Genomic DNA, 22,458 nt, shown 5'->3' on the forward strand with positions numbered 1-22,458 from the left:
TGCCCCGCGGAAAGCGAGCACCTGAAACGGAAATCAACCACATTCAAGACAGCAAAGCTTAGCTCTAAAAGCTCTAAAAGGGGGAATCAAACATGCAAAAAATCTTTCATATAGAAGGCAAAATCTTCACAACGCTATCCAGAATCTTCGACCTACTCGTACTAAACGTGCTGTTCATCATGAGCTGTCTGCCCATCATCACAATCGGCGCAGCACTTACAGCCATGTACACCACAACCTTCAAGATGGTCAAAAACGAAGAAACCAGCATAGCCATTGACTTCTCGAACGGATTCAAACGCAACTTTAAACAAAGCACGACAATCTGGCTTGCCCTTCTCGCAACAGCGGTCACTTTCTTATTCGCTGCTCAATTTTTAATGGGAAAAGGCTCTGCTATCCTCTTCCCACTGCTGTTTGTAGTCACGGTTTCGTTGCTTTCGTTTTTATACGTTTTCCCCCTACTTGCTAAGTTTGAGAACCGTAGTTTTCAGATCGTAAAGAATGCCATTTTCATAAGCTTTCATTCGATGGCTTATTCCATTCTACTGTTTGCGATCACGCTATTGTGTCTAGGGCTGATCCCTATCTTTTTGCCACAATTAATCGTTCTTTGGCTGTTCTTAGGATTCTCTCTATCAGCCTATGTAAAATCGTTTTTGCTTGAACGACTATTTAACAACTATGCTTCCATAAAGGAAGAAAAGGAGATTGCATGAAAAAACTAACCATCTATCAATCTACTGGAGAACATGATTTGTTTGTTCAAAAAGAAATCGAAGACATACGTGTGGATACACTCCCCTCAGATCCTACGGTGACCGTCACTGTGAATACAGAAGAAACCTTTCAAGAGATCGACGGATTTGGTGCTTCATTTACTGATTCGGCAGCTTATCTCATTCATCAAATTTTAGATGAGAACGACCGATCAGATCTTATGGAAAAGCTGTTTCACCCAGAGAAAGGAATCGGACTCTCTGTGCTGCGTAATCCAATGGGGTCTTCCGATTATGCGCGTGAGATGTATAGCTATAACGACCTTCCAGACGGGGATACAGACTTTTCACAGTCACACTTTTCCATCGCACATGACTTAGATGACATCGTTCCCCTTGTTCAAAAGGCGCTGCAGTTAAATCCATCGATTAAACTAATGGCATCTCCATGGAGTGCGCCTGCTTGGATGAAGACGAGCAATTCGATGATTGGCGGCGAGCTGAAGGAAGAATGCTACAGCGTATATGCCGATTACTTCGTAAACTATATTAAAGCGTACAGAAAAGAAGGTCTTCCCATCTATGCGATCACGCCGCAAAACGAGCCTCTTTTTGTGCCGGGGCATTATCCGGGCATGCTCATGACCGCAGAGCGACAGGCTGATTTTATAAAAAACTACCTAAAACCGCGGTTCATTGAGAACGGGCTGGATACAAAGATTCTTTGTTATGACCATAACTGGGATCGTCCGGATTATCCATTGCATGTGATCGATGATGTGGGAGATGCGGTAGATGGCGTCGCGTGGCATTGGTATGGCGGTCGTCCGGTTGCTCAGCATCAAGTACATAAAGTCTATCCGGAAAAAGAAGTGCATTTTACAGAAGGATCTGGTGGAGAGTGGATTCCAGCGTTTGAACCCGCGTTCTCAAACGTTATGCGTACGGGAATCGAGATCATGCGTAACGATTCAAAGTCCTTTGTCCTCTGGAACATGGCATTAGATGAAGAGAACGGACCGTCTGTTCCAGGCTTCGGCAAGAGTACGTGCCGTGGTGTTGTAACGGTTGAACAGAAAACCAAAAAGTTAACCTATACACTCGACTACTATGCCCTCGCGCACTTTAGCAAGTTTGTTCAGCCGCAAGCGGTAAGAATCGGTTCAACCAGTACAGAAGATATCCGAACAGTCGCTTTTAAGAATAGAGATGATTCGATCGTAACTGTACTTTTTAATGATAGTGAGAAAGGACAATCCATTGAGCTTAAGCAGGATAACGATGAAATCCTCCACTTTACACTAGGTTCAAAATGCGCGATGACACTACTTACAAAATGATTTTCTACAGAAGGAGAACACAAACATGCACATAAAATGGATCACAACAACCTACCAAGGTGATACGAAGAAAACCGTTGAGGACAGCAGAGAATTCTCCAAAGATACAGGCGTTGAAATGAAAGTCGTCAATCTTTATCCAGATATGGAATATCAGACATTTGACGGATTTGGCGGTGCGATTACAGAGGCGTCAGGTCATACTTTTTCTCTAATGAGTGACGAAAACAAAAAGAAAGTTCTAGATGCTTATTTCGGAGCTGATGGAAATCGTTATAACCTTGTCCGCACGCATATCGATAGCTGTGATTTTTCAGTAGGTCAGTATGAAGCGATGAGCGATCCGACTGATACAGAGTTCAAGTCGTTTAGTCTAGAAAGAGACGAAGAGTATATCATTCCGATGTTAGAGGGAGCTGAAGAAACGGCTGGTAAGTCACTGAGTGTGATGCTGTCGCCATGGTCACCACCATCATTTATGAAAACGAACGAGCAACGTGTGGAAGGTGGCTCACTAAAGCCAGAATATCGAGAGTTTTGGGGAAAATACATCGCTCACTACATCAAGGAATACCGCAAAAAAGGCTTTTTGGTCGACATGCTAACGATTCAAAATGAACCGAATGCGAGACAGACGTGGGATTCTTGCCTGTATACAGCCCAACAAGAAAAAGAATTCTTACGAGACTATCTTTACCCAGCATTAAAAGATAATGACTTGTTAGATGTAGATGTATTGATCTGGGATCACAACAAAGAAAGAATGTACGAACGCGCATGTGACATTATTGATGAAGAAACGAATAAAATGGTTCAAGGTGTGGCGTTCCACTGGTATACGGGCGAGCATTTTGATGCGATCAGCCTTGTTCGTGAGAAGTTTCCTGATAAGAAGTTGATTTTTACAGAAGGCTGCGTGGAGTACAGTCGTTTTAGCGAAGCGGGTCAGCTTCAGAACGCGCAGATGTATGGGTATGATATTATCGGAAACATAAATGCCGGCATGAATGCGTTTATCGACTGGAACATCCTGCTGAACAAAGAGGGCGGACCAAACCATGTGAACAACTTCTGTGACGCGCCAATCATGTGTGACACTGAAAACGATATCGTTCAGGAAAAGCTGTCGTATACGTATATTGGTCACTTCAGCCGTTACATCGAACCAGGAGCAAAGCGCATCGCATCAACGAAATATACGGACAAGCTAGATGTAGTTAGTTTAAAAAACCCCGATGGGTCCCTTGTGGTTGTGCTGTTGAATCGTTCGGCTGAAGACGTTCCAGTATCTCTTCGACTAGGAGGAAAAGTGAGTGATTTTGAAGTGCCAGCAGGTTCCATCGTAACAGGTATCATTTCTTAATTGTTTCAATAGAAAGCTTCCTATATACTACTGGTAATGACATACGTACCCGTAAGGAGCTTAACGTGATTCTAAAAGATAATCGACTTCCTTTATATTATCAGCTGATGGATTTGTTGATCGGCAAAATTAAATCTGGTGAGTTTGCCGAAGAGGATCAGCTGCCTTCAGAACGAGAGCTGTGCGAAACGTATCAAGTGAGCCGTACAACGGTTAGACAAACGATACAAGAGCTCGAAAAAGAAGGCTATATTTATAAGATTCATGGTAAAGGCACCTTTGTAGCCAAGAAAGTGCACAATCAGAGTCTAGTAAAAATTTATAGTTTTACAGAAGAGATGAAAAAGGTGGGGAAGACACCATCCATTCAGATCATTTCTTTTCAGAAGACGGTATGCAGCAGTAAAGTTGCCCGAATCATGAATCTGTCTGTTGAGGACGAAGTGTACATCTTTAAAAGACTAAGGCTCGCCGATCAAGATCCGATGTTGATTGAAACGTCTTATCTTCCGGTCAGTCGTTTTAAGAACTTAAACAGCAAAGACCTCGAGAACACGTCTATGTATGAATGGTTCCGCAATGAGTATGACATGAATATTTCAAAAGCATCGGAAAGCTTTAAAGCAATTAGTGTAAGGCAAGACGAAGCCGAAATACTGAACATAGAAAAAGGAACACCATGTCTTCAATTAGAGCGGATCGCCTACGAACAATCGGATATCATTGAATACACGGTTTCGGTTGCTAGAGGGGATAAATTTACGTATACGGTGGAGTTGACTTAATAAAGCAAATTCAGAAAGCCAGCATAAGCATGCTGGCTTTCTAGCTTTTAAATCTATTATTCAATCATTTCTCCACCTAATAATTTAAGTCTATCCTCTTCCATTCCGACCACATAGCTCATCTGATAAACAGAAGTTTGTTCGGTTTCATTTACATATTCTTGTGCCTCTAGCGTAATATCAACTTGGTATGTGCCATCACCGTTATCGCTCACGGAAGAATGCGTAATCGTAGTGTATAGTGTCTGAGCATATCCTTCTGCAAACTCTTCTAATGAAGGAGAAGAAGCTTTCCAGTTACCGCCGATCAGATCGTATGCCATCTCATATTCTCCGGCATTCACATAATTATAATATTCTTGAACAGTGTATACCGCATCATCAGGTGTTACTTCGTAAGAAGAATCATATTCTTCATCGTAATCTTCATAATATTCATCTTCCTCATATTCCTCATAAGGCTCTTCGCTGTATTCTTCATTCATACCGGTGTCAGCATCAGTTCCATCATCCTCATAATATGAATCTTCACCGCTATAATCTTCAGAAAGGTCTCCATCATACTCTGGTATTTCGAAATCAAAATCATGATCTTCTTCATATGGCTGAAGATTCATCGGATTTTTTGACCATTCTGCTAATGTCGGCAATACGGCATACAAAGGAATGCTAAATCCAATATTGTTTTCTTTTATGTATTTGACAGAGTTAATGCCAAGCACTGAACCATCTACGCCACTTACAATCGGTCCTCCACTGTTACCCGGTGAAATCGGTGCTGTAATTTGATACATATTCTCATAGTAGTAGCGATCTAGTTGGAAGGAGCGATCTAGTCCACTGATGATTCCTACAGTTACGGTGTTTTGCAAACCGAGTGGACTGCCTAATGCTACTACATCGTCACCAGTTTCTGCTTTCTCTTTTTTTACCTTTAATGGAGTAGTATTTGCTAACTCTTGAACACGAATCAGAGCGATATCTGTATGATCACTGCGTCCAATCACCTTACCCGTATACGTTTGCTGATCGCTCATGCGTATCGTTACGCTAACTTCATAACCTACTACATGGGCATTCGTAACAATATCTCCTTTGTTGTTATAGAGAAACCCTGAGCCTTGGCCGTTGGATGTTTCAATTTGCACAACCTTGTCTTGAGTAGCTTTTATTATAGACTTTAAACTTGGCTTTTCTTTTGCAGCAACTTCCTTTGTTATGGTGGTGGTTTTCACTTCAGTTACAGCAGGCTTTGCTTGATTTTGTGGAATCGTTGTAAATAGAAAGTAAGCTAGAGATAACCCGCAAATGAGGACAATTGTGACCAACGTCGAATGGAAGAGAATTTTTTTCATTGAGTCTTTTTCACCTTTCAAGATATGTGTTTAAAAAAATAAAAAACCTACAAACTAGCCGTAGGTTGAATGAGTATGTACCTTTAGCTGCCCGGCTGTCGTAGTGTGAAGCACCTTAGACCCGTGGCTTTGCGTCCTTACTTTTCAATAAGTTTGCCTTTATATGGTTATCATACTTTTATCCTATCATAAATGGAAAAATATACAATATGAAGATATGCTTTTGTTACTATTGAACTATTTTCTAAGTGACTCTTAGGTGAATTAAATTTGTTTAACTCCGAATTTAGCGTCTTCTATAACCGGGAATGTCTTACTAGGTAAAACTCTCTAAAAACAGTACTATGTGCGGTTTATTTTACAATTACTAGGGTATAAGATTTAATGGTAAATTTTAACGGTAACTGTGCTGTGAATGAAAATTTTAGAGAGGGCAACGGTGAATATGGGAAGCAAAGTGTATGAAGCACCAACCTTAAAAGCTGCAACCAAAGAGCGAGCCCAAAATTATGAGAGGTTACGAGAACAGTTTGTTGGATTAAAAAAAGAGTTTGGTAAAATTGTAGATGACGGACAATTTCAAGGACATGGAGCAGAAGCGATCAAAGGCTTTTATCAAGCACAAAGTGATATCGTAGACGCTTGGCTTCGGTTCATTGATGTGAACATTGAGTTCTTCAAAAGCATTCCGGGTTATGCTGAAGATGCTAATCTAGCCGGAAATTCAATGGTTCAAGTACCGTTTCTCGAGGAAAATGTAAGCCAAGGATTAAAATCAGCAAAAGACAGAGTTGCTGATCAACAGGATTCTCTACAAAATATCTTTAATGGAATTAATGATCTTGTATCACTGACTGTCTTTTCAAAAGATCCATTTGATGAGCAGATGGATCAAGCTGAAAAGAAACGAACGCGAACCGTTGAAGCGGTTAACGCAATCGACCAGCAACTAACCCAAGAATATCTTGGGTTACAGAACCTAGTGCAACAAGTAAACGAATTGTACTCTGCCATGATAAACGCAACGCGACAAGGCGAGAATATCTCACCATTATACTTTAACGCAGAAGCTTATAAGACGAGCACAGTGTTTAAGATGCAAAGCGAACTAAAAACGCAGGCAGCCGGTTATGTGAAGCAAAAGAGATCAGAACGAATGCCGAGTGCGATGAAGCAACTATCTCAGGAAGCTAAAGTATATACATTAAAAAAAGAAAAAGGCTTCTTCACAGAAATTTGGGATAACGTTCAGAGTGGATCAGGAAGCGCTCTTGATGATACCGTAGACGGTCTTGTGAATATGGTGAAAAACCCAGGAGAAACATTCGATGGATTAAAATATGCCGCAGCGCACCCCATCAAAACAGGAAGTGCGGCTTGGGATCAACTATCCACATCATTTAACGAAGAAGTTATTCACGGAGATGCGGGCAGCCGGGCACACTACTTTTCCTATATGGGCACTCAGCTTGGTGTTAGCGTCTTAGGCGGAAAAGGGATTGATAAGCTCTCTAAAGTGTCAAAAGTAGATCTGGCTAAAGGCATGGGGAAAGTAAAGAAGCACACGTATGTAGTGAACAAGAAATCCACTGCTTATCTTGAGAAATTTAATCTGCTATTTTCAAAAGAGAGATTGGCTGCAGATGGCTTTACTATTGATTTGAAAGATTTTGATAATGTTGAAGAAGAAATGATGGTTTTGCAGGCTTCTAAGGTGAGAGAGGTTGAGGGTAAGGTTGAAGTGAAAAGGCTTATTCCTGGAACTCCGGGAAAAGTAACAGGGGGAAGTTCTGCGAAACTAGGGAAAAATATGTTTGAAGAAATGGGTTTGCCTAAAACTACAAAACGAACTCCTTATCAAGCACAACATATTATTCCTAAAGAGTTTAGAAGTCATCCTGTATTACAAAAAATAGGCATAGATATGGACGATGCCTCAAATGGATTTTTTCTTCGGGTGCCAGATGCAGATGTTAGTGTAACTTCTAGACATAAAGGATATCACGCAGTTTATAGTAATTTTGTGAGAGGAAAATTGGATGAAATAGATATAAGACAAGATATATCTATAATAGAAAAACAAGTTTTTGAATTGCAACAAAAGTTAAGACTACTTCAAGAAAAGGGATTACCACTATACATGCAGGATAACTACCTTGAAAATGAACTTAGAAGGATTAAGGAAATTGGAATGGAACAATACAAAAAAGAAAGAATGGATAAAGAGGTTACGACTCCTGTATGGAAAAGAGGAGGAGGGGCAACAGTTGACCTTTGGGAAAGGTGGTATAAAAAGTAATGAACTATGGTGCATTTAATCATTTAGTTGAAGAGGTAATTCGGTTCTCGAAAAATTTCCAGAGCGAACACACTACTAATAATTTATCCAATAAAATTGTTATTATTAATGATATAAAAAAAGCAGAGCATTTAGCATATGATGAGATTTTTGGCGAGGATGAATATAATTGGAAAGATATCAGAGAATTGGAAATGAGTGAAGTTTGGGGAAGTTATTACGCAATGTCAGAAAATGAAAAGCCTAATGGATTGGAAGAGTTATTGGAAGTTATTGCTGATAATGTGAGAAAAAGCTCATTTAAATATAGTATATTTTATAACGATGTTGTAGCTGATCTTACTAATTGTGCCATTAATAGAGCGATAAATGGAAAGAATAGCTCTTTTTTTGAAGAACTGTTTGAGATATATCAACTCGGCGCTTTTCCTTGCGGCTGGAGTGGTGATTATCCAGAAGGAAAAATTTTCGCTTTTAAATTGGAGTAATGAGTATCGTGAAGATAGCAATCTAGTACAGAACGCTTTGATAAGGCTAGGTGTTATCTCTTTATATATCCAGTATGCAGGGGCTTTTTGGAAAATAGCGGTAAAAAGATTTAGAAGTCCATTAATAGTGAAAATATGCCGGTGATTAATCCAGCAGAGTAGGAAGGGAGGATTTATTTATGGTATATACGGCTATTTTTAAGGACAACTACTGATTAAAAGGAGAAGAAGTTTAATTTCATTAATACTTACAATAATCATATAGCTAGCTGTAAAGCACTTGATTGCCATTTCAGGCATCAAGTGCTTTTTAGTGAGTTATAGATATTATAGGTTAAGTGAATGTGCAACTGGTTCTTTCATGATGAAGCAGAAGAATTACACAAAACTAACCCTGATCGGTATCCTAATCCTGATGAATCTACAATAGTAAAGGGTAAAGAATAAAGGAAGCAAGAGCAGACTATCAAGCATTGGTTAGAAGAGGGGAAATCGAAAAAGGTCAACAGAATTGAATATTCGTCGAGAGCAAATTGATGAATTAAATTTAGAATTTTATCATGAAATGGGTTATTGTAAAGAAAATGCTAAGGTACTAAAAATACATGAAAATGAAAAAGGGATTATTGTATTTGGTAATAATCCACAACATATTGAGGTTACTGTTTTTCAAAATAAAGTTCTGAAATGGCAACGAGAAAATGGAAAGAGATAATTTAATGAAAGTAGGTGCATTAATGCGAGAAACGAGAAATCTTATGAATAGTATATGGTTTGGAGAAAAAACAATTTTAGCTAAATCGGAAATAAAAGAAAAAATTTTAAAATCTGTAACAGAAACGGAAGTTTTATTTTACTTAATAGAATTATTTAAAACGGGGGATTTTACTCAAAAACCACTATTAGTTCAATTAATGAATCAAACTAAAGATGAAGCGGTTCTGAATTTATGCATTAGAGTATTTTTATCTATTGCAACACATGAAGATTTAAGGGATTCAAATAATCTCCGTTTTCTTAGTGAGGTAACTGAGGAAACAGTAGATACTTTTGCATCAGCAGCCACAACCTCACTTTCTCTTGAAGTAATTCCATATTTATTGACTTTACTTGAAGAGTGGGAGGATTTCAGTGATAGAGCTACTATTATAAAAGACTTTATTGATTCCTTTATTAATTTTGAAGATCATATTGGTGAAGATGCAACTATAGATGAAATTGGAAATTTTTATTTTAAGTATTGTCAGGAGAAGGATACAAATAGTTATTATTTTCAACAAAATTTAGCTTTTCCTGGAGACTTAGCTAAAAAATTGATTCAGCGAGTTATGATTGCTGCTAATAATGAGGAGCAATTAAAAATGGAATTAATACCATCTTTACTATCAATTTGGACTGGTGAAAGAGTACCTGCGGATTACAATACTATTATTAGTGCAAGTAATTATAAAGATTTTATTGACTATATAAACGAACTTTCAATGGAAAACTGGGAAAAGGGACAAAAATATTTTTACGGATATAAGCTTTAACTATAACCTATGAAAAATAAAATATATGTGAAGTGGATAGGGAAAAATAATAGGGATTTTAAGGATGGAACAATAATTTACCCCTTACCAGATGATTCTTTACTTTCTGAAAAGGAAGGTAAATGGAGAGTAATACTACCAGATATTTATAAACATTTTATTATGAAATATAGTGGTGGAACTCCTATAGAGAATAATTTTAAGTGTAACAACCATGAATATATGATTGATAGGTTTTTATGTATATTAAAAGTAACAGGGGATAGAGATGTTGAGTATTACGATATAGGAGTAGTTAGTACTCAATTAGATGAAAGAATAGTTTATGATGAAAATTTAGTAGGCACTGAACTGCTACCGGTAGCTGCTTTATATGCTGGTGACTTTGTTTGCTTAGATTATCGTAACAATATTGAAGAGCCAATCGTATGCGTTTGGAATCATGAAGAGTCTTCAGAATTGAATCCTGTGACATATAAGGTAAGTGATAGTTTTGAAGAATTTCTAAGTATGTTAACAGAATAATTTTTTGTAGAGTATTTCTGTAAAAGAAAGGTTCAATGCGCCAGTACCAAAAAAGTTTAAATAGACTGAATAGTAAATCTAGAATAACAAAACATAGTTAGGCTGCCATACTACCATTCTAACGGGGTGTGGGAGCCTTTTGGAATCCACTCTTTATTATAATACTCGCACATTAAATGATTATAAAACATTTGTTAGAAAACTTAATAATTGGGCTCACTAGATAAGAGGATGGAATTTCAGCATTGCCAGAAGGGTTTAAATATGAGTGTGTGTTATCTATAGAAAAGCAAGGAATCGTCTCAATATGGTTAGGTAATATTAATACACAAAGCCATTTAGAGGAGTACGTCAACTTAACATATGATGAAGATGGAGAGTCTTTCCCTTCAAATTTTTCGTGGATTTTAATATTGATATGGATGATCCAGATGAGGATTTTATTGAAAAAGAAATGATTACAAGGGGATCATAGAATGAAGATAGAAATATTAAATGCTATTGATGAAGAGTTTGAAATGTGCCCAGAAGCCTTTGGAGGACCACTTAATATTGAGGAAATAAAACAAGCGGAAGAAGACCTAAAAGTAAAATTGCCAGAGGATTTTAAAGAATTTCTTTTGAGATATGGTTCTGGAGCAGTTGGTGAGGCAATTATTTTGGGATTGACAGAGGCAGAGTTTGTTGCGACTCCATCATTTGTTGAGAAATCTCTATATTTTAGAAAAGCACTCCCTAAAGAGTATGAGAATTTTACTGCTATTGGTATAGACGGTGCAGGTAATCCAGTAGGCTTTAATTCTCCGAATAAAGAAATTATTACATTTGATTTTAATTTCGGTGGTAAAGAAACTATAGCAGAGAGTTTTGAGGAATATTTAGAAAAAGCAATCCGGGAAGAATTAAATATACATTTTTAAAGATATTAACATAGATAGTTTGAATAAATTCGATTACCTTGATTGGCTATAAACCGCCTTTCAAGGTTTTCGTTTATTAACACAACCACTGTTAAGTGTATGCAAAAAAATAATGAATCAACAACCACAGCAAGCTACTATATACATTTAAAAAAGAAAAAGGCTTCTTCACAGAAATTTGGGATAACGTTCAGAGTGGATCAGGTAGCGCTCTTGATGATACCGTAGACGGTCTTGTGAATATGGTGAAAAACCCAGGAGAAACTTTAGATGGATTAAAATATGCCGCAGCGCACCCCATCAAAACAGGAAGTGCGGCTTGGGATCAGCTATCCACATCATTTAATGAAGAAGTTATACACGGAGATGCGGGCAGCCGGGCACACTACTTTTCCTATATGGGCACTCAGCTTGGTGTTAGCGTCTTAGGCGGAAAAGGAATTGATAAGCTCTCTAAAGTGTCAAAAGTAGATCTGGCTAAAGGCATGGGGAAAGTAAAGAAACACACGTATGTAGTGAACAAGAAATCCACAGCTTATCTTGAGAAATTTAATCTGCTATTTTCAAAAGAGAGATTGGCTGCAGATGACTTTAATATTGATGTAAAAGATTTTGATAATGTTGAAGAAGAAATGATGGTTCTGCAGGCTTCTAAGGCGAGAGAGGTTGAGGGTAAGGGTACGGGTGAAACTACAGTAAAAAGACAAACTCCAAATCAAAGAAAATCGGAGGTTATTCAACATAATTTTGTTAAAATTACATCTCGTACTAATATTTATAACCCAAAAGATATTCCTAGTGTAAGAGATGGTGAGTTTATTAGGTGGTTTGACAATATAACTTTAGATGAATTAGAGATAACGTGGGCTAATCCTGAAGTTAAAAAAAATTTTCTTCAAGATTGAGAACGCCTGGGAAATTACATGAATGGTTAATGATTGCAAGAGCACCTACTTTTAAAAGATGGGGGATAAGTGCTAAACAAATCAAAGAATTGAGAACACCAACAAAAGATGTTGAGTTTATTAATCCACCAGGGAAACATCATCGTGCGCCGGGTTCTAAGCGAGCGCATAATGAAATATTAGAGATAATAGACACATCACTTGACTATGATACATTTGTAAGAAGGTTACAGATGTGGTCTCATTATAGATACAAGGGTGGAGTAGAAGGATTACCAGGTACTCTAAAAAATGAGGAGTGATAATATGGAGTATAGTGGAATGTCTTCAGTGTGGTTTGGAGTTTCTAAATCGTTTGAAAATCTTGAGGAGTATGTTGATATAGAATATACGGAAGATGGAGATTCAATAGACTCAAAGTTTGGAACAAACTTTGAATTTGGTTATTATGATGAAGATAACATTGAAATTTGTTTTTATGAAAATCCTAAAAATAATGTAGACGATATTTTAAATGATTTTTCTTATAGCGAACTAATTATCCCAAAAATAAAAGAGTTAATAAATGGCGATAAATTAGCATATAGTATTAATTTTGTTATTGTACTCTATGATTTTCAATACAATGAAGCGAAAAGTGGAGATGAATCCGAAAATATAGAAATTAAATTCATTGGTACTGTACCATACGAATAGCTCGTACAAGTTCGTTAGTTTAAACGTACTATTTGTCATGAAATACAAACGATTTCATATTCTCATTATCAAAATTGTACGTACAAACTTAAAGCGACTAGTGACTTGAAAACTTAGAAAACATGTGAACTTAAAGCACTTGATTGTCAACTAAAGGAAGCGCAGGGACGGTTCTCACGCTAGGCGGGTATGTATTAGATTAGAAGAATTGCTTGCGTATTTGCCTGTTTAGAATGCAAAACAATAAAAAGTAACTTATATGATTCATTTAGCTAATCCTTTTCGGGTTAGTTTTTTTATCCAATCGACCAGCAGCTAACCCAAGAATATCTTGGGTTACAGAACCTAGTAGAGCAAGTGAACGAATTGTACTCAGCGATGATAAACGCAACGCGTCAAGGCGAGAATATCTCACCTCTATACTTTAACGCAGAAGCTTATAAGACGAGCTCAGTGTTTCAGATGCGAAACAAACTAAAAACGCAGGAGCCGGTTATGTGGGGCAAAAGAGATCAGAACGAATGCCGAGTGCGATGAAGCAACTATCTTAGGAAGCTATGTTGAAGAAGAAATGATGGTTTTGCAGGCTTCTAAGGTGAGAGAGGTTAAGGGTACGGGTATATTTAGTATATCTAAGCCAGCAAGACCTAAAGCAAGTAGCGTAAAACCCGGAGTAAGAGAGAAACCTTCTGCTAGTAAAAAACAGAAGGAAAAAAGATTATCAAATTAGCAATTAAATAATCTTTTAAAAGGCAACTTTGTTAATGAAACCTCCAGGACTAGTACTTTTACACCAGAAACTATGCCAAGAAGTATAGATTTAGCAAAATGGTTTAATGAATTGAGCATAGATGAATTTGAACTAGCCTAGTCTACTCCAAAATTTAGGACTATAATTGAGAGTAGGATTCGTTATCCCGGTGGCTACCATGAATGACATCTAGTATCTCGAGCACCAATTTTTAAATGGTTGGGCGTAACGGCTGAAGATATAGCAGAAATGAGAACGTTAACGAAAGATGTTGAGCTTGTAAAACCAGTAGGAAGACATGGGTTTGAAGGTTCAGGAAAAGCTCATAGAGAGCTTCTTGATCTGATTGATCACTCACTTGATTATGAAACATTTAAAAGGAAATTAAGGAATTGGGCACATTATAGGTTGAAAGACGGAATTGATTCATTACCTAAGGGGCTTAGATAATTAGAAATGGGGATTATGATGGAAAACCTAGGAGCTGTTTCTCTTTGGTTTGGAAATTGTAGTACTGAGGATTTGCTAAGAAAGTATGTAGAAATAAAGTATGATAATAAGGGAGACAGAATTCCTTCAAGCTTTATGAATGATTTTAAAATAGATTTCCTTGAGTATAACCAAGATTTATTTGAATGTACCTACAATGAATATCCTACGTCTTCTTTTTCTGAATTACTAAAGAATGCTTCTTATTCTGACGAACTTATAAGCAAACTTAAGGACTTTTATGGTGAAAGTTCAGAAAAAAAGTACAATATTGTTATTCGGTTATATGATTTTGAATATGAGGAACTTGTTGAGGAAGCGAAACTTGATGGTAGGAACCTTAAATATATGGAGTCTGTTATTTATGAAGATTAGTAACTGAATATGATGATTATTATAGCCGCGAAGCACTTTTTGTTAGTTGACAAAAGGTGTTTTTTGCATAGTGAAAATACACCTGGTAGAACTGTCGATAAATGGAAAGGAGAATAATAGATGAGTAAAGTGGCAATTAAAATAAGCTCTGACGGTCCATTTAATAAATATCTAATACCCTTAAGAAAGTACACTAATTTAGGAATTACAGAGATAAAAAATAAAATCGAAAACAAAGATTTTTTTGCCGAAACGGATGCAAATAATATTGATGATATGGAAAAATTAATAGGGTTAGTTGATAACTTGTTGAGGTTAGGTGCAGAAGTAAAAATACTTGACAGAGATGAATATGGTGAAGGGATTTTCGACTATCAAGAAATTTCTTACGATGAATTTATAAATAATATTGACCGATTAAAAGAAATTACGGATGAATTACAGGATTACGATGATGCTATGTCTGACGAAGTTTAATTTTAAAAAAAAATTTCTTTAAATTGATCTTCCTAATTATTATTTTGAAAACATATGTTAAGAGTTGGTTTTAGTAAAGTTATTTATTAATTTACTTAATGAGAATGATGAAGAAAAATTGTAGAACAGATTTGTTTCAATTTATTCTTATTTGAATTTGGAGGCTAATCAATTGGAAACTAGTGAAATAGGAAAAATTTATGAAGCGATAGCAAACAAATTAAATGAGATTGTACCTGATAGCTGGAAAAATATATACATGTATGGAGAAGTATTAGATGATTCTAGTGAAGTATATTTTTACTTTAGTTCACAAACTAGTAAAGAACTAGTATATGGTCATGATATTCCTGAAATATTTAATGTAGATAAAAAGATATATAAGCAGTTGTTAAGAGAACTGTTAAAAGATGTTTCAAATTTGTATATAGGATATAAAGAAAATAACGAAGAAGTTTGGACAAATTTCACCTTCTATCTAGATCATACAGGGGAATTTAAAATTGAATTTAATTATGAAGATATATTGAACTGTCCTTATACATCGAGTGAAAGGCAAGTAATATGGGAATATGAAGTTTTACATTTGGAGCCAAATTCTGAAAGGGATAAAGAACTAATTAGAAAGGACAAAAAAATTTAGGGTAACTTGAGTTTGAATAATACATTGTCAACTGAATCACTTACTAATATTAGATAATAAGTGTTTTATTAAGGAATATAAAATAATCTGAAAAGAGGAACTTAGCTGTCCAACAAGTGCTAATTAGCAAAAGGAAATACGCTGCCATGTAATCCAGTATTCCATGCCTAGGGTAAAAGGCGGCTTTAATATTATTGTAAAAGATTTTGATAATGTTGAAGAAGAAATGATGGTTTTGCAGGCTACTAAGATGAGAGAGGTTGAGGATAAGGGTAAGGGTAATAATTCTCCGAGTAAGGATATTTATGGACCTTATTATGATGAAGCAGAAAAATTACATGAAACTAACCCTGATGAATTTACAATAATAAACGGTAAAGAACTAAAGGAATAGTTTATGATGAAAACTGCTACCGGTAGCTGCATTATATGCAGGTGACTTTGTTTGCTTAGATTATCGTAACAATGTTCGAGAGCCAATTGTATGCGTTTGGAATCATGAAGAGTCTTCAGAATTGAATCCTGTGACATATAAGGTAAGTGATAGCTTTGAAGAATTTCTAAGTATGTTAAAAGAATAGATGTGTTTGTAGAATATAACTATTACAGGATTCAATAAACGATAAGATTTAAAACGCCACAACCAAAAAAAAACCTTGAAATAGAAAGGATATCTATGTTATCAAATTCTTTGTTTAAAACATTAACAGAGTATGAGGGTGTAGAAATCATATTAGAGTGGAACAGTGGATTAAGAATTGTGGGTAAAACAGATACATTTTATGAGACTGACAATGGATTAGATAATGAGGATTCCGCTTACGTAGAATACTATGCAATTGCTTTTCAAGTAAATCGTATTTTATCTCATCCTTCTACTGGCGAAGGTAGTGTATATAAATGGTTGAAAGAAGAAAAAAGTTCACTTGTTGAAATTTCTCTCCAAGATGATCCACCAAGTTCAGTTTTGTTAATTGACGGAAAAAAGATATGGGAAAGAGAAATGGGTATATAATTGGTTTTCTTGAGTGGCTTAATTTCTTTCAAGATCCTTTTCTTTAAGACGATTTATTTAAAAAACACTCGTATCTTCATCAATAAATCACCGTGAGATCTGATTGATGTTCCTAAATTATAAAAATTCATCCATTTAAACCCTTGAAAAGTTAAATAACTTTCAAGGGTTTTTTCACTAACACGGTGTGGTTGAAAATAGAAAGATTTTTAGAAATGAAAAAATGTATAATTACTTTATAAGTAAATATTGGAAGTTGCGTGCTAGTGAACAATAGGAGTGAGTTTAAGTTATGGATGATAGAATTATTAAGATGATCGAAAATTATGGTGAAGTAGATGATTTTTTTGGAGAAATATCAGAAGAATATATTTATAAGGCTGAAGAAAAACTAAGAGTTAAATTTCCTCAGATTTATCGCGATTTTATAAAAAAATATGGTTCAGGAGGTATATGTGGAGTTGAACTAGAGGGTATTCAGGGTAATTTTGGAGCATCTGTAGTTGATGCAACAGAGAGATGGAGAAAATTAGGGTTAGGTATGAACTTAATTGTATTAGAGGACTCTGGAGAATTTGCTAGATGTATGTATTGCGCAGATATTAATGAAGACAGAGTATTTAGTTTGGAAAGGGGCAGGACAGATCTACACCCAAGATATAATACATTTAATGACTATGTAATAGACATATTTCAAGAGGGAATTGATAACTGGTAAAAAACAAGGAGATTATTCTAGGGGATACTTATGAAGGAAACTGGGACTATACCCGTTTTCGGTACAGGGATAAAAGAATAGGTGAGGATATAAGGGAAAATGAATTATCACAGGTGGGCTAAAGGAAATGTTGGCTCACCTTTTGCTTGTAACTGATTTAAAAGAACTAATTGAATTAAACAAAAAAATGTATCCAGAAATGAGGAAATAAAAAAATGAATGATATTTTTGTTAAATCACTTTATGAATCTATCATTAAGGAGAACCTTCGAATATACAAAGACTTGTATGAAACAACGAATGTTACTTCTAGTACAGATGATTATTGGAAAATAACTATTGGTTTTTACGATAGTTTAACTGATGAAAATAAACATACATTAATGAAGATAATTGAACAAACTATGATTAATACTATTTCAAACGTGCTAGGAGTAATTGATGGAAGTTCAACTTTAAAAGATTGTTCGTTAGAACCAAAATTACTTCTCGATTCTATTGATACGGAAGGAGAATTGCAAGATTCGTTTTTAGAATTCGTAGAAGAAAGAGATAGTAACATCTAATTGAAATTATTATTATAGACGCCTTTAATCTGGTGAAAATCCAGGGGGAACTTTCGTGGCAGGTCAAAAGATGTATGGGCAGATGCTCATAGACTGGGCCGAAGGGATTTGCGGCTAAATAAATAAGGAGAACATACAGATGATAATTAATGATCAGGTATTTGGGGAGTTAAAATATAATTATGGTTGGATTAGATACATAAGCATAGAATTTTGTGGGAAAGAAGCCGAAATAGCATTAATGGTTAAAGGTGTAGAAGACGGAAAGTTTGATCAAGAACAATATATCGCTTACAAATCATTAGTACAAAATTGGGGTAAATTACGGCAAAGTTTTTTACAATCAATATTAGATTATTACAAACAAGAGCGTCAAGAACTAGGATATGATATTGAAGTTAATGAAAAATATCCGCCAATCGAAACAACTAATCAAATGGAAGAGATGATAACTTTAGTAGGAATTGTAGTACCTTATGGCGATATTTATGAGGAGAGAGATATTGGGGTAACCTTTGATTGTACGTGGGATACAGAAAATGGACTAGGACTTCGTCTATTAAATGAGAAAGTAACTAAAGTAGGTTACCAGGATGTCGCAATTTAAATGTTAGTATTGTATGTATAATTAAGCATGAGGGTTTTATTGTGACTATTTAAAGGCACTTATTGTCAATCGGGCAACAAGTGTTTTTTTGTTACTACTAGAAATCAGAAGAAAAAAATTGTTAAAAAAGAGGTGTGTTTATGGAAGAAACTTATGAGCATTATTTAGTGCAGTTAGAAGATTTTTTAGGAGGAACATTTCATCAAGGTACCATTTCTCCAGAACAAGCCCTAGATGATTTTATAAAGGAAGCCAGCAAAGAATGTTTGCTATCCACAATAAATGATTGCGAGAATTTATTGAATTAGTAGTTTAACAAAACAGGAGAAAGAAACTTTTATTAAAAATAATACCGAAGTTTACTTTCTAGCGATTAAATCAACCCCTCTAAAATGGCTATCTAATTTAATAGACCAAATGAAAGAAGGAGTAAAAACAAATAAAAATAAATAAATTTTAAAAACCTTGATAGACTAAATATCTTTTAAGTTCTTTTGCATGGAGGCGCTACTCTGAGTATGTAAAACAGCATTACACTTTCAGAAGGGAACATGAATGGTGGAACATGCATCCTGCAAAATTTCCTAATGAGCATCAAGAGAGTAGCTAAAGCTTCTAATGTTAAGAACAAAGGTGGAAAAACAAAATATAAGCCGTATGTTTCAAAAGCCATTTATGAAGCTAATAAAAAAAGTGATCGTGATAAAGACTTAATTGCTTGTGAACGATAACAATAAACCATTACGTTACGAAGTCTATCTATACAAGGATAGACTTTTTTTGTACGACGACCTTGAGAGCGGTTTAATAGATTCTCTTTGTATAATAGAAGCGTTATGATAAAGTAAAATTTAAGACATGATTACGCATAATGAGACCAATTTTAAAGATATATTGGAGGGAATAGAATGGCTATTTTAGTCACAGGTGGTGCAGGGTACATCGGCAGCCACACGGTTGTACAACTCATACAATCCGGATTTGAAGTCGTTATTATCGACAATTATTTAAATAGCGATCCAGAAGTATTGAATCGACTACATACGATTACAGGAAAAGAGATCAAGTGTTACGACATAGACCTTTTAGACAAAGAAAAGGTGCAGAACGTCTTCTCTGAAAACAACATTGAGGCAGTCATCCATTTCGCTGGATTAAAAGCAGTAGGAGAGTCTGTTGCGAAACCTCTTTATTACTATCAGAACAACATTACGAGCACGCTAGTTCTGTGTGAAGTGATGAAAGAAAACGATGTGAAGAAGATTGTATTTAGTTCTTCTGCTACTGTTTATGGTACAGCTGAGACGGTACCTTTGACGGAAGATACACCACTCGGCGCAACAAATCCATATGGCTGGACGAAGTTGATGTTAGAACAGATCTTTAGAGATCTACACAATTCTGATGAAGAGTGGAGCATTGCGCTTCTTCGTTACTTCAACCCAGTTGGTGCGCATGAGAGTGGCTTGATTGGGGAAGATCCGAGTGATATTCCAAACAACTTAACGCCTTATATCACGCAGGTCGCAGTAGGTAAGCTCGATAAACTTCGTGTGTTCGGTAAAGATTATGACACAGAAGATGGAACGGGCGTACGTGATTATATTCATGTGGAAGATCTTGCGAGCGGCCACTTGAAAGCTTTAGATAAAGTGCTGACGAACCCGGGAGTTGACGCGTACAACTTAGGAACAGGAAAGGGCTACAGCGTCATGGATATGATTCACACGTTTGAAAAAGTGAATGGTGTGGATATTCCATACGAAGTGATCGACCGCCGTCCAGGGGATATTGCAGTCAGTTATGCAGATCCAACAAAAGCAAGACAAGAACTTGGCTGGGTCGCAGAAAAAGGGTTAGAAGATATGCTTCGTGACTCGTGGAACTGGCAGCAGAAGAATAAGAACGGATATAAATCATAATGCAAGAGGAGAGAATCTACGTAGATTCTCTCCTTTTTTTATGTTATTTAATGTAATTGCTAAAGATTGTTAAGAAAATATAGCTAACGTGAAGAAATCGTTTGGTTTCCGTAAAAGTGCAATATCGTTAGACTTTTTCAAGTATGATGAGTTAATGCGATTTTGAAATGAAACTTATACGATGAAGAGGTTGAATATGGCTAAATCTATTATCGGTTTTTCTAGTAAGTATTTTTTCGAAATAAGCATCTTTCTTTGTTTTCTGCTTCCTCCTTTAGGTATTTTACTCGTATTAATAAACGGATGTTACCATTTGCATATTACTTTGAAAAAGGGAAGAAGGGTTCAGATTACGCCAGGACTTTTTTTACTGGGAAGTTTATTTCTTTCAACCATTGGATCGGCATTAATCAATAAGGACTATTCTTACTTTTTGATTTCCGCTTTACTCCTCTCTTATATGGGGTTGTATGTGAAAATGAAAAATAACAACGTTCAAAAGACTTTATCATCATTTAAGTGGATTACCATTTGGGGCGGACTTTATTTTTATGCGCTTTATCCTGTTCAAAAGCTGTTCATGAAAAATATGTATGTGAGCTATTTGACAGGTACGGCCCTGATTGGACAAACTGAGATTCAACAAGATTATGAAAGGTTGATGGGGGCTTCATACAATCCTAACCTGTCAGTCGCACTCCTATTGTTCGGCCTTTCATTTTTACTTGGAGAGTGTTTGAAAAGTATTAAAAGTGCTTCTTATAAGAAGCTAGCACTGCAAGTAATAGTAGTGGGCATGTTGGTTCACGCAATTTTTTTAACGGGATCAAAAGCAGGGTTTGGAATATTAATTATCATCTTTACGCTTTTTATTTTTAGATGGAATCGCTTTTATGCGTTGTTCCTTGCTTCAATCATGCTGATAAATATTCACTTTATCTTAGAACTAATGCCAAGAAAAGCTAGGCTCTTCGCATCCGCTGATATGCGGAAGGTCATTTGGGAACGATCTATTCATCTCTGGCAGGAACATTCATTATTTGGAATCACACCTATTGGATTCCACCGAGAATATATAAATCTTTACCATGATAATATACCGCACGCTCACAATATGATTATAGGTATATTTACAGAATACGGATCACTTGGTGGTGTTGCGCTGCTCATTGTAATCTCGATTCATGTTTACAAGATGCTTTCGCTGTATCTATCTAATGTAGCGAATAAAAAACACCTTGATACTTTCTTGCTGTCATTACCAATTATTTTGCTGACGGGTGTTTTTGATTATGTCCTGTATTCTCCACAAGTAGCTCTTATTGCCATCATATTACTAGCCACTTGGGAGAAGTACACCGCACGTCTAACCTTGGTCCACCCACGTATTTTAAGTTTTGTGAGAAAGTGGAACGTAGATCTAACGGTTAAACACGGTAAGAAAAAAGAATATCTCTAATTCTACCCCTTCTTCATAGCGAGAAGGGGTATTTTTCGCTCTCATTCCGAATACGTTAAAACAAGAACGTATAATTGACGATACACTCTATGAGTATAAGATCATGATATCGTACGAATTATGTAAGAAAGTACAAGTATCAACATAGAGGTGTTATCAATGAACAAGAATCCTTCATTTGCAAAGGGATGTCTTTGGGGTCTGTTATTATCTATTCCGGTATGGATTGTCTTGATTGTCCTGTTCCTCTTATTAAGGAAATTATTCTAGTAATCCTAAGCGTATGTTCTCTAGCAATTCTGTTAAAACTACTATTAGAATTTAAAATCTAGTAATAGTTAGGAGAGCGGAATATGGAAAGAGAAGGAGATTTCTTTGTAGGCTTATTTTGGGCACTTCTTTTTTGCATTCCATTGTGGTTATCGATCTTCGGCTGGTTAAATCTTATAAAGCGTTTTTTGTAGAACCTCGGCTTAAAGTGGCCGGGGTTTTTGTTTGTTTACTGCAAC

Annotated in this window: 28 protein-coding genes, 1 pseudogene and 1 riboswitch; of the genes and pseudogenes, 28 read left to right on the plus strand and 1 reads right to left on the minus strand. The window is 36.0% G+C overall.

Features of this window, described 5'->3' with window-relative positions; genetic code table 11:
• The first annotated feature begins 92 nt into the window (after positions 1–92).
• The 4 genes from IHV10_RS09670 to IHV10_RS09685 all read left to right on the plus strand — a co-directional run bounded on the left by IHV10_RS09670 (position 93) and on the right by IHV10_RS09685 (position 4,207).
• On the plus strand, positions 93–719 hold the full coding sequence (locus IHV10_RS09670) for a YesL family protein (RefSeq protein WP_197128594.1): 627 nt from the start codon (positions 93–95) through the stop codon (positions 717–719).
• Positions 716–2,059, plus strand: coding sequence for a glycoside hydrolase family 30 protein (locus tag IHV10_RS09675; protein WP_197128596.1), 1,344 nt, complete (start codon positions 716–718; stop codon positions 2,057–2,059). The genes IHV10_RS09670 and IHV10_RS09675 overlap by 4 nt, the downstream gene beginning before the upstream one ends.
• 25 nt (positions 2,060–2,084) lie before the next feature.
• Positions 2,085–3,422: a glycoside hydrolase family 30 protein gene (locus IHV10_RS09680; protein WP_197128598.1), complete on the plus strand. Its 1,338-nt coding sequence runs from the start codon at positions 2,085–2,087 to the stop codon at positions 3,420–3,422.
• A 65-nt stretch (positions 3,423–3,487) separates the two neighbouring features.
• Positions 3,488–4,207, plus strand: a complete 720-nt coding sequence (locus IHV10_RS09685) for a GntR family transcriptional regulator (protein ID WP_197128600.1) — start codon at positions 3,488–3,490, stop codon at positions 4,205–4,207.
• 56 nt (positions 4,208–4,263) lie between these two features.
• On the opposite strand, the gene IHV10_RS09690 is transcribed toward IHV10_RS09685, so the two are convergent.
• The gene (locus tag IHV10_RS09690) at positions 4,264–5,562 is read right to left on the minus strand and encodes a S1C family serine protease (protein WP_197128602.1); all 1,299 of its coding nucleotides are present in this window, start codon (positions 5,560–5,562) and stop codon (positions 4,264–4,266) included.
• Between the two features lie 82 nt (positions 5,563–5,644).
• A riboswitch (cyclic di-GMP riboswitch) is annotated at positions 5,645–5,730 on the minus strand.
• Positions 5,731–6,007: 277 nt separating this feature from the next.
• Here IHV10_RS09690 and IHV10_RS09695 point away from each other — a divergent pair.
• From IHV10_RS09695 to IHV10_RS09810, 24 genes and pseudogenes are all read left to right on the plus strand, one after another.
• Entirely contained in the window at positions 6,008–7,861 is a 1,854-nt protein-coding gene (locus IHV10_RS09695; protein WP_231619528.1) for a T7SS effector LXG polymorphic toxin, read from the plus strand.
• Positions 7,861–8,349, plus strand: a complete 489-nt coding sequence (locus IHV10_RS09700; protein WP_197128606.1) for a hypothetical protein — start codon at positions 7,861–7,863, stop codon at positions 8,347–8,349. The genes IHV10_RS09695 and IHV10_RS09700 overlap by 1 nt, the downstream gene beginning before the upstream one ends.
• Positions 8,350–8,860: 511 nt before the next feature.
• Complete coding sequence (locus IHV10_RS09705) at positions 8,861–9,064, plus strand: hypothetical protein (RefSeq protein ID WP_197130053.1); 204 nt, start codon at positions 8,861–8,863, stop codon at positions 9,062–9,064.
• A 4-nt stretch (positions 9,065–9,068) separates the two neighbouring features.
• On the plus strand, positions 9,069–9,881 hold the full coding sequence (imm47, locus tag IHV10_RS09710; protein WP_231619494.1) for an Imm47 family immunity protein: 813 nt from the start codon (positions 9,069–9,071) through the stop codon (positions 9,879–9,881).
• Positions 9,882–9,890: 9 nt separating this feature from the next.
• Entirely contained in the window at positions 9,891–10,406 is a 516-nt protein-coding gene (locus IHV10_RS09715; protein ID WP_197128608.1) for an SMI1/KNR4 family protein, read from the plus strand.
• Between the two features lie 272 nt (positions 10,407–10,678).
• Positions 10,679–10,864, plus strand: a complete 186-nt coding sequence (locus IHV10_RS09720) for an immunity 22 family protein (RefSeq protein ID WP_370629667.1) — start codon at positions 10,679–10,681, stop codon at positions 10,862–10,864.
• Positions 10,865–10,882: 18 nt separating this feature from the next.
• Positions 10,883–11,326 (plus strand): SMI1/KNR4 family protein, encoded by a 444-nt coding sequence (locus tag IHV10_RS09725; protein ID WP_197128610.1) that lies wholly within the window; start codon positions 10,883–10,885, stop codon positions 11,324–11,326.
• Between the two features lie 242 nt (positions 11,327–11,568).
• Positions 11,569–12,231 carry a hypothetical protein gene (locus tag IHV10_RS09730; protein ID WP_197128612.1) on the plus strand — a complete coding sequence of 221 codons (663 nt, stop codon included), beginning with the start codon at positions 11,569–11,571 and terminating at the stop codon, positions 12,229–12,231.
• Positions 12,232–12,260: 29 nt separating this feature from the next.
• Positions 12,261–12,533, plus strand: coding sequence for a hypothetical protein (locus IHV10_RS09735; protein ID WP_197128614.1), 273 nt, complete (start codon positions 12,261–12,263; stop codon positions 12,531–12,533).
• A gap of 4 nt (positions 12,534–12,537) precedes the next feature.
• Positions 12,538–12,927: an immunity 22 family protein gene (locus IHV10_RS09740; protein ID WP_197128616.1), complete on the plus strand. Its 390-nt coding sequence runs from the start codon at positions 12,538–12,540 to the stop codon at positions 12,925–12,927.
• 1,000 nt (positions 12,928–13,927) lie between these two features.
• Positions 13,928–14,128 (plus strand): hypothetical protein, encoded by a 201-nt coding sequence (locus tag IHV10_RS09745; protein WP_197128618.1) that lies wholly within the window; start codon positions 13,928–13,930, stop codon positions 14,126–14,128.
• Positions 14,129–14,146: 18 nt separating this feature from the next.
• Entirely contained in the window at positions 14,147–14,542 is a 396-nt protein-coding gene (locus tag IHV10_RS09750; RefSeq protein ID WP_197129903.1) for an immunity 22 family protein, read from the plus strand.
• A 120-nt stretch (positions 14,543–14,662) separates the two neighbouring features.
• Positions 14,663–15,019, plus strand: a complete 357-nt coding sequence (locus IHV10_RS09755; protein ID WP_197128620.1) for a hypothetical protein — start codon at positions 14,663–14,665, stop codon at positions 15,017–15,019.
• A gap of 172 nt (positions 15,020–15,191) precedes the next feature.
• Positions 15,192–15,662 carry an immunity protein YezG family protein gene (locus tag IHV10_RS09760; protein WP_197128622.1) on the plus strand — a complete coding sequence of 157 codons (471 nt, stop codon included), beginning with the start codon at positions 15,192–15,194 and terminating at the stop codon, positions 15,660–15,662.
• A gap of 163 nt (positions 15,663–15,825) precedes the next feature.
• The gene (locus IHV10_RS09765) at positions 15,826–16,056 is read left to right on the plus strand and encodes a hypothetical protein (RefSeq protein WP_197130057.1); all 231 of its coding nucleotides are present in this window, start codon (positions 15,826–15,828) and stop codon (positions 16,054–16,056) included.
• Between the two features lie 13 nt (positions 16,057–16,069).
• Positions 16,070–16,243: an SMI1/KNR4 family protein gene (locus tag IHV10_RS09770; RefSeq protein ID WP_231619529.1), complete on the plus strand. Its 174-nt coding sequence runs from the start codon at positions 16,070–16,072 to the stop codon at positions 16,241–16,243.
• Positions 16,244–16,338: 95 nt separating this feature from the next.
• Positions 16,339–16,677 (plus strand): hypothetical protein, encoded by a 339-nt coding sequence (locus tag IHV10_RS09775; protein WP_197128624.1) that lies wholly within the window; start codon positions 16,339–16,341, stop codon positions 16,675–16,677.
• A gap of 292 nt (positions 16,678–16,969) precedes the next feature.
• Entirely contained in the window at positions 16,970–17,395 is a 426-nt protein-coding gene (locus IHV10_RS09780; RefSeq protein WP_197128626.1) for an SMI1/KNR4 family protein, read from the plus strand.
• Between the two features lie 215 nt (positions 17,396–17,610).
• Positions 17,611–17,961 (plus strand): transposase, encoded by a 351-nt coding sequence (locus tag IHV10_RS09785; RefSeq protein ID WP_197128628.1) that lies wholly within the window; start codon positions 17,611–17,613, stop codon positions 17,959–17,961.
• Between the two features lie 139 nt (positions 17,962–18,100).
• Entirely contained in the window at positions 18,101–18,568 is a 468-nt protein-coding gene (locus tag IHV10_RS09790; RefSeq protein ID WP_197128630.1) for a DUF2004 domain-containing protein, read from the plus strand.
• A 140-nt stretch (positions 18,569–18,708) separates the two neighbouring features.
• A complete protein-coding gene (locus tag IHV10_RS23110) occupies positions 18,709–18,876 on the plus strand; it encodes a contact-dependent growth inhibition system immunity protein (protein ID WP_370629662.1) in 168 nt (55 codons plus the stop codon).
• A gap of 294 nt (positions 18,877–19,170) precedes the next feature.
• Positions 19,171–19,299: pseudogene (locus IHV10_RS09800) on the plus strand (excalibur calcium-binding domain-containing protein); the annotation flags it as partial.
• A 177-nt stretch (positions 19,300–19,476) separates the two neighbouring features.
• On the plus strand, positions 19,477–20,490 hold the full coding sequence (gene galE, locus IHV10_RS09805; RefSeq protein ID WP_197128632.1) for a UDP-glucose 4-epimerase GalE: 1,014 nt from the start codon (positions 19,477–19,479) through the stop codon (positions 20,488–20,490).
• A gap of 196 nt (positions 20,491–20,686) precedes the next feature.
• Positions 20,687–21,949 carry an O-antigen ligase family protein gene (locus IHV10_RS09810; protein WP_197128633.1) on the plus strand — a complete coding sequence of 421 codons (1,263 nt, stop codon included), beginning with the start codon at positions 20,687–20,689 and terminating at the stop codon, positions 21,947–21,949.
• Positions 21,950–22,458: the final 509 nt, after the last annotated feature.

It is taken from the genome of Fictibacillus sp. 5RED26 (assembly GCF_015903895.1).
Classification (GTDB): domain Bacteria; phylum Bacillota; class Bacilli; order Bacillales; family Fictibacillaceae; genus Fictibacillus; species Fictibacillus phosphorivorans.

What these genes read in the sequence shown, in the direction of transcription:
- IHV10_RS09670 (WP_197128594.1), top strand. Translation starts at nt 93, where the DNA reads ATGCAAAAAATCTTTCATATAGAAGGCAAAATCTTCACAACGCTATCC.
- IHV10_RS09675 (WP_197128596.1), top strand. Translation starts at nt 716, where the DNA reads ATGAAAAAACTAACCATCTATCAATCTACTGGAGAACATGATTTGTTT.
- IHV10_RS09680 (WP_197128598.1), top strand. Translation starts at nt 2,085, where the DNA reads ATGCACATAAAATGGATCACAACAACCTACCAAGGTGATACGAAGAAA.
- IHV10_RS09690 (WP_197128602.1), bottom strand. Translation starts at nt 5,562, where the DNA reads ATGAAAAAAATTCTCTTCCATTCGACGTTGGTCACAATTGTCCTCATT.
- IHV10_RS09695 (WP_231619528.1), top strand. Translation starts at nt 6,008, where the DNA reads ATGGGAAGCAAAGTGTATGAAGCACCAACCTTAAAAGCTGCAACCAAA.
- IHV10_RS09700 (WP_197128606.1), top strand. Translation starts at nt 7,861, where the DNA reads ATGAACTATGGTGCATTTAATCATTTAGTTGAAGAGGTAATTCGGTTC.
- imm47 (WP_231619494.1), top strand. Translation starts at nt 9,069, where the DNA reads ATGAAAGTAGGTGCATTAATGCGAGAAACGAGAAATCTTATGAATAGT.
- IHV10_RS09715 (WP_197128608.1), top strand. Translation starts at nt 9,891, where the DNA reads ATGAAAAATAAAATATATGTGAAGTGGATAGGGAAAAATAATAGGGAT.
- IHV10_RS09725 (WP_197128610.1), top strand. Translation starts at nt 10,883, where the DNA reads ATGAAGATAGAAATATTAAATGCTATTGATGAAGAGTTTGAAATGTGC.
- IHV10_RS09730 (WP_197128612.1), top strand. Translation starts at nt 11,569, where the DNA reads ATGGTGAAAAACCCAGGAGAAACTTTAGATGGATTAAAATATGCCGCA.
- IHV10_RS09735 (WP_197128614.1), top strand. Translation starts at nt 12,261, where the DNA reads ATGATTGCAAGAGCACCTACTTTTAAAAGATGGGGGATAAGTGCTAAA.
- IHV10_RS09740 (WP_197128616.1), top strand. Translation starts at nt 12,538, where the DNA reads ATGGAGTATAGTGGAATGTCTTCAGTGTGGTTTGGAGTTTCTAAATCG.
- IHV10_RS09745 (WP_197128618.1), top strand. Translation starts at nt 13,928, where the DNA reads ATGAGAACGTTAACGAAAGATGTTGAGCTTGTAAAACCAGTAGGAAGA.
- IHV10_RS09750 (WP_197129903.1), top strand. Translation starts at nt 14,147, where the DNA reads ATGGAAAACCTAGGAGCTGTTTCTCTTTGGTTTGGAAATTGTAGTACT.
- IHV10_RS09755 (WP_197128620.1), top strand. Translation starts at nt 14,663, where the DNA reads ATGAGTAAAGTGGCAATTAAAATAAGCTCTGACGGTCCATTTAATAAA.
- IHV10_RS09765 (WP_197130057.1), top strand. Translation starts at nt 15,826, where the DNA reads ATGCCTAGGGTAAAAGGCGGCTTTAATATTATTGTAAAAGATTTTGAT.
- IHV10_RS09775 (WP_197128624.1), top strand. Translation starts at nt 16,339, where the DNA reads ATGTTATCAAATTCTTTGTTTAAAACATTAACAGAGTATGAGGGTGTA.
- IHV10_RS09780 (WP_197128626.1), top strand. Translation starts at nt 16,970, where the DNA reads ATGGATGATAGAATTATTAAGATGATCGAAAATTATGGTGAAGTAGAT.
- IHV10_RS09785 (WP_197128628.1), top strand. Translation starts at nt 17,611, where the DNA reads ATGAATGATATTTTTGTTAAATCACTTTATGAATCTATCATTAAGGAG.
- IHV10_RS09790 (WP_197128630.1), top strand. Translation starts at nt 18,101, where the DNA reads ATGATAATTAATGATCAGGTATTTGGGGAGTTAAAATATAATTATGGT.
- IHV10_RS23110 (WP_370629662.1), top strand. Translation starts at nt 18,709, where the DNA reads ATGGAAGAAACTTATGAGCATTATTTAGTGCAGTTAGAAGATTTTTTA.
- galE (WP_197128632.1), top strand. Translation starts at nt 19,477, where the DNA reads ATGGCTATTTTAGTCACAGGTGGTGCAGGGTACATCGGCAGCCACACG.
- IHV10_RS09810 (WP_197128633.1), top strand. Translation starts at nt 20,687, where the DNA reads ATGGCTAAATCTATTATCGGTTTTTCTAGTAAGTATTTTTTCGAAATA.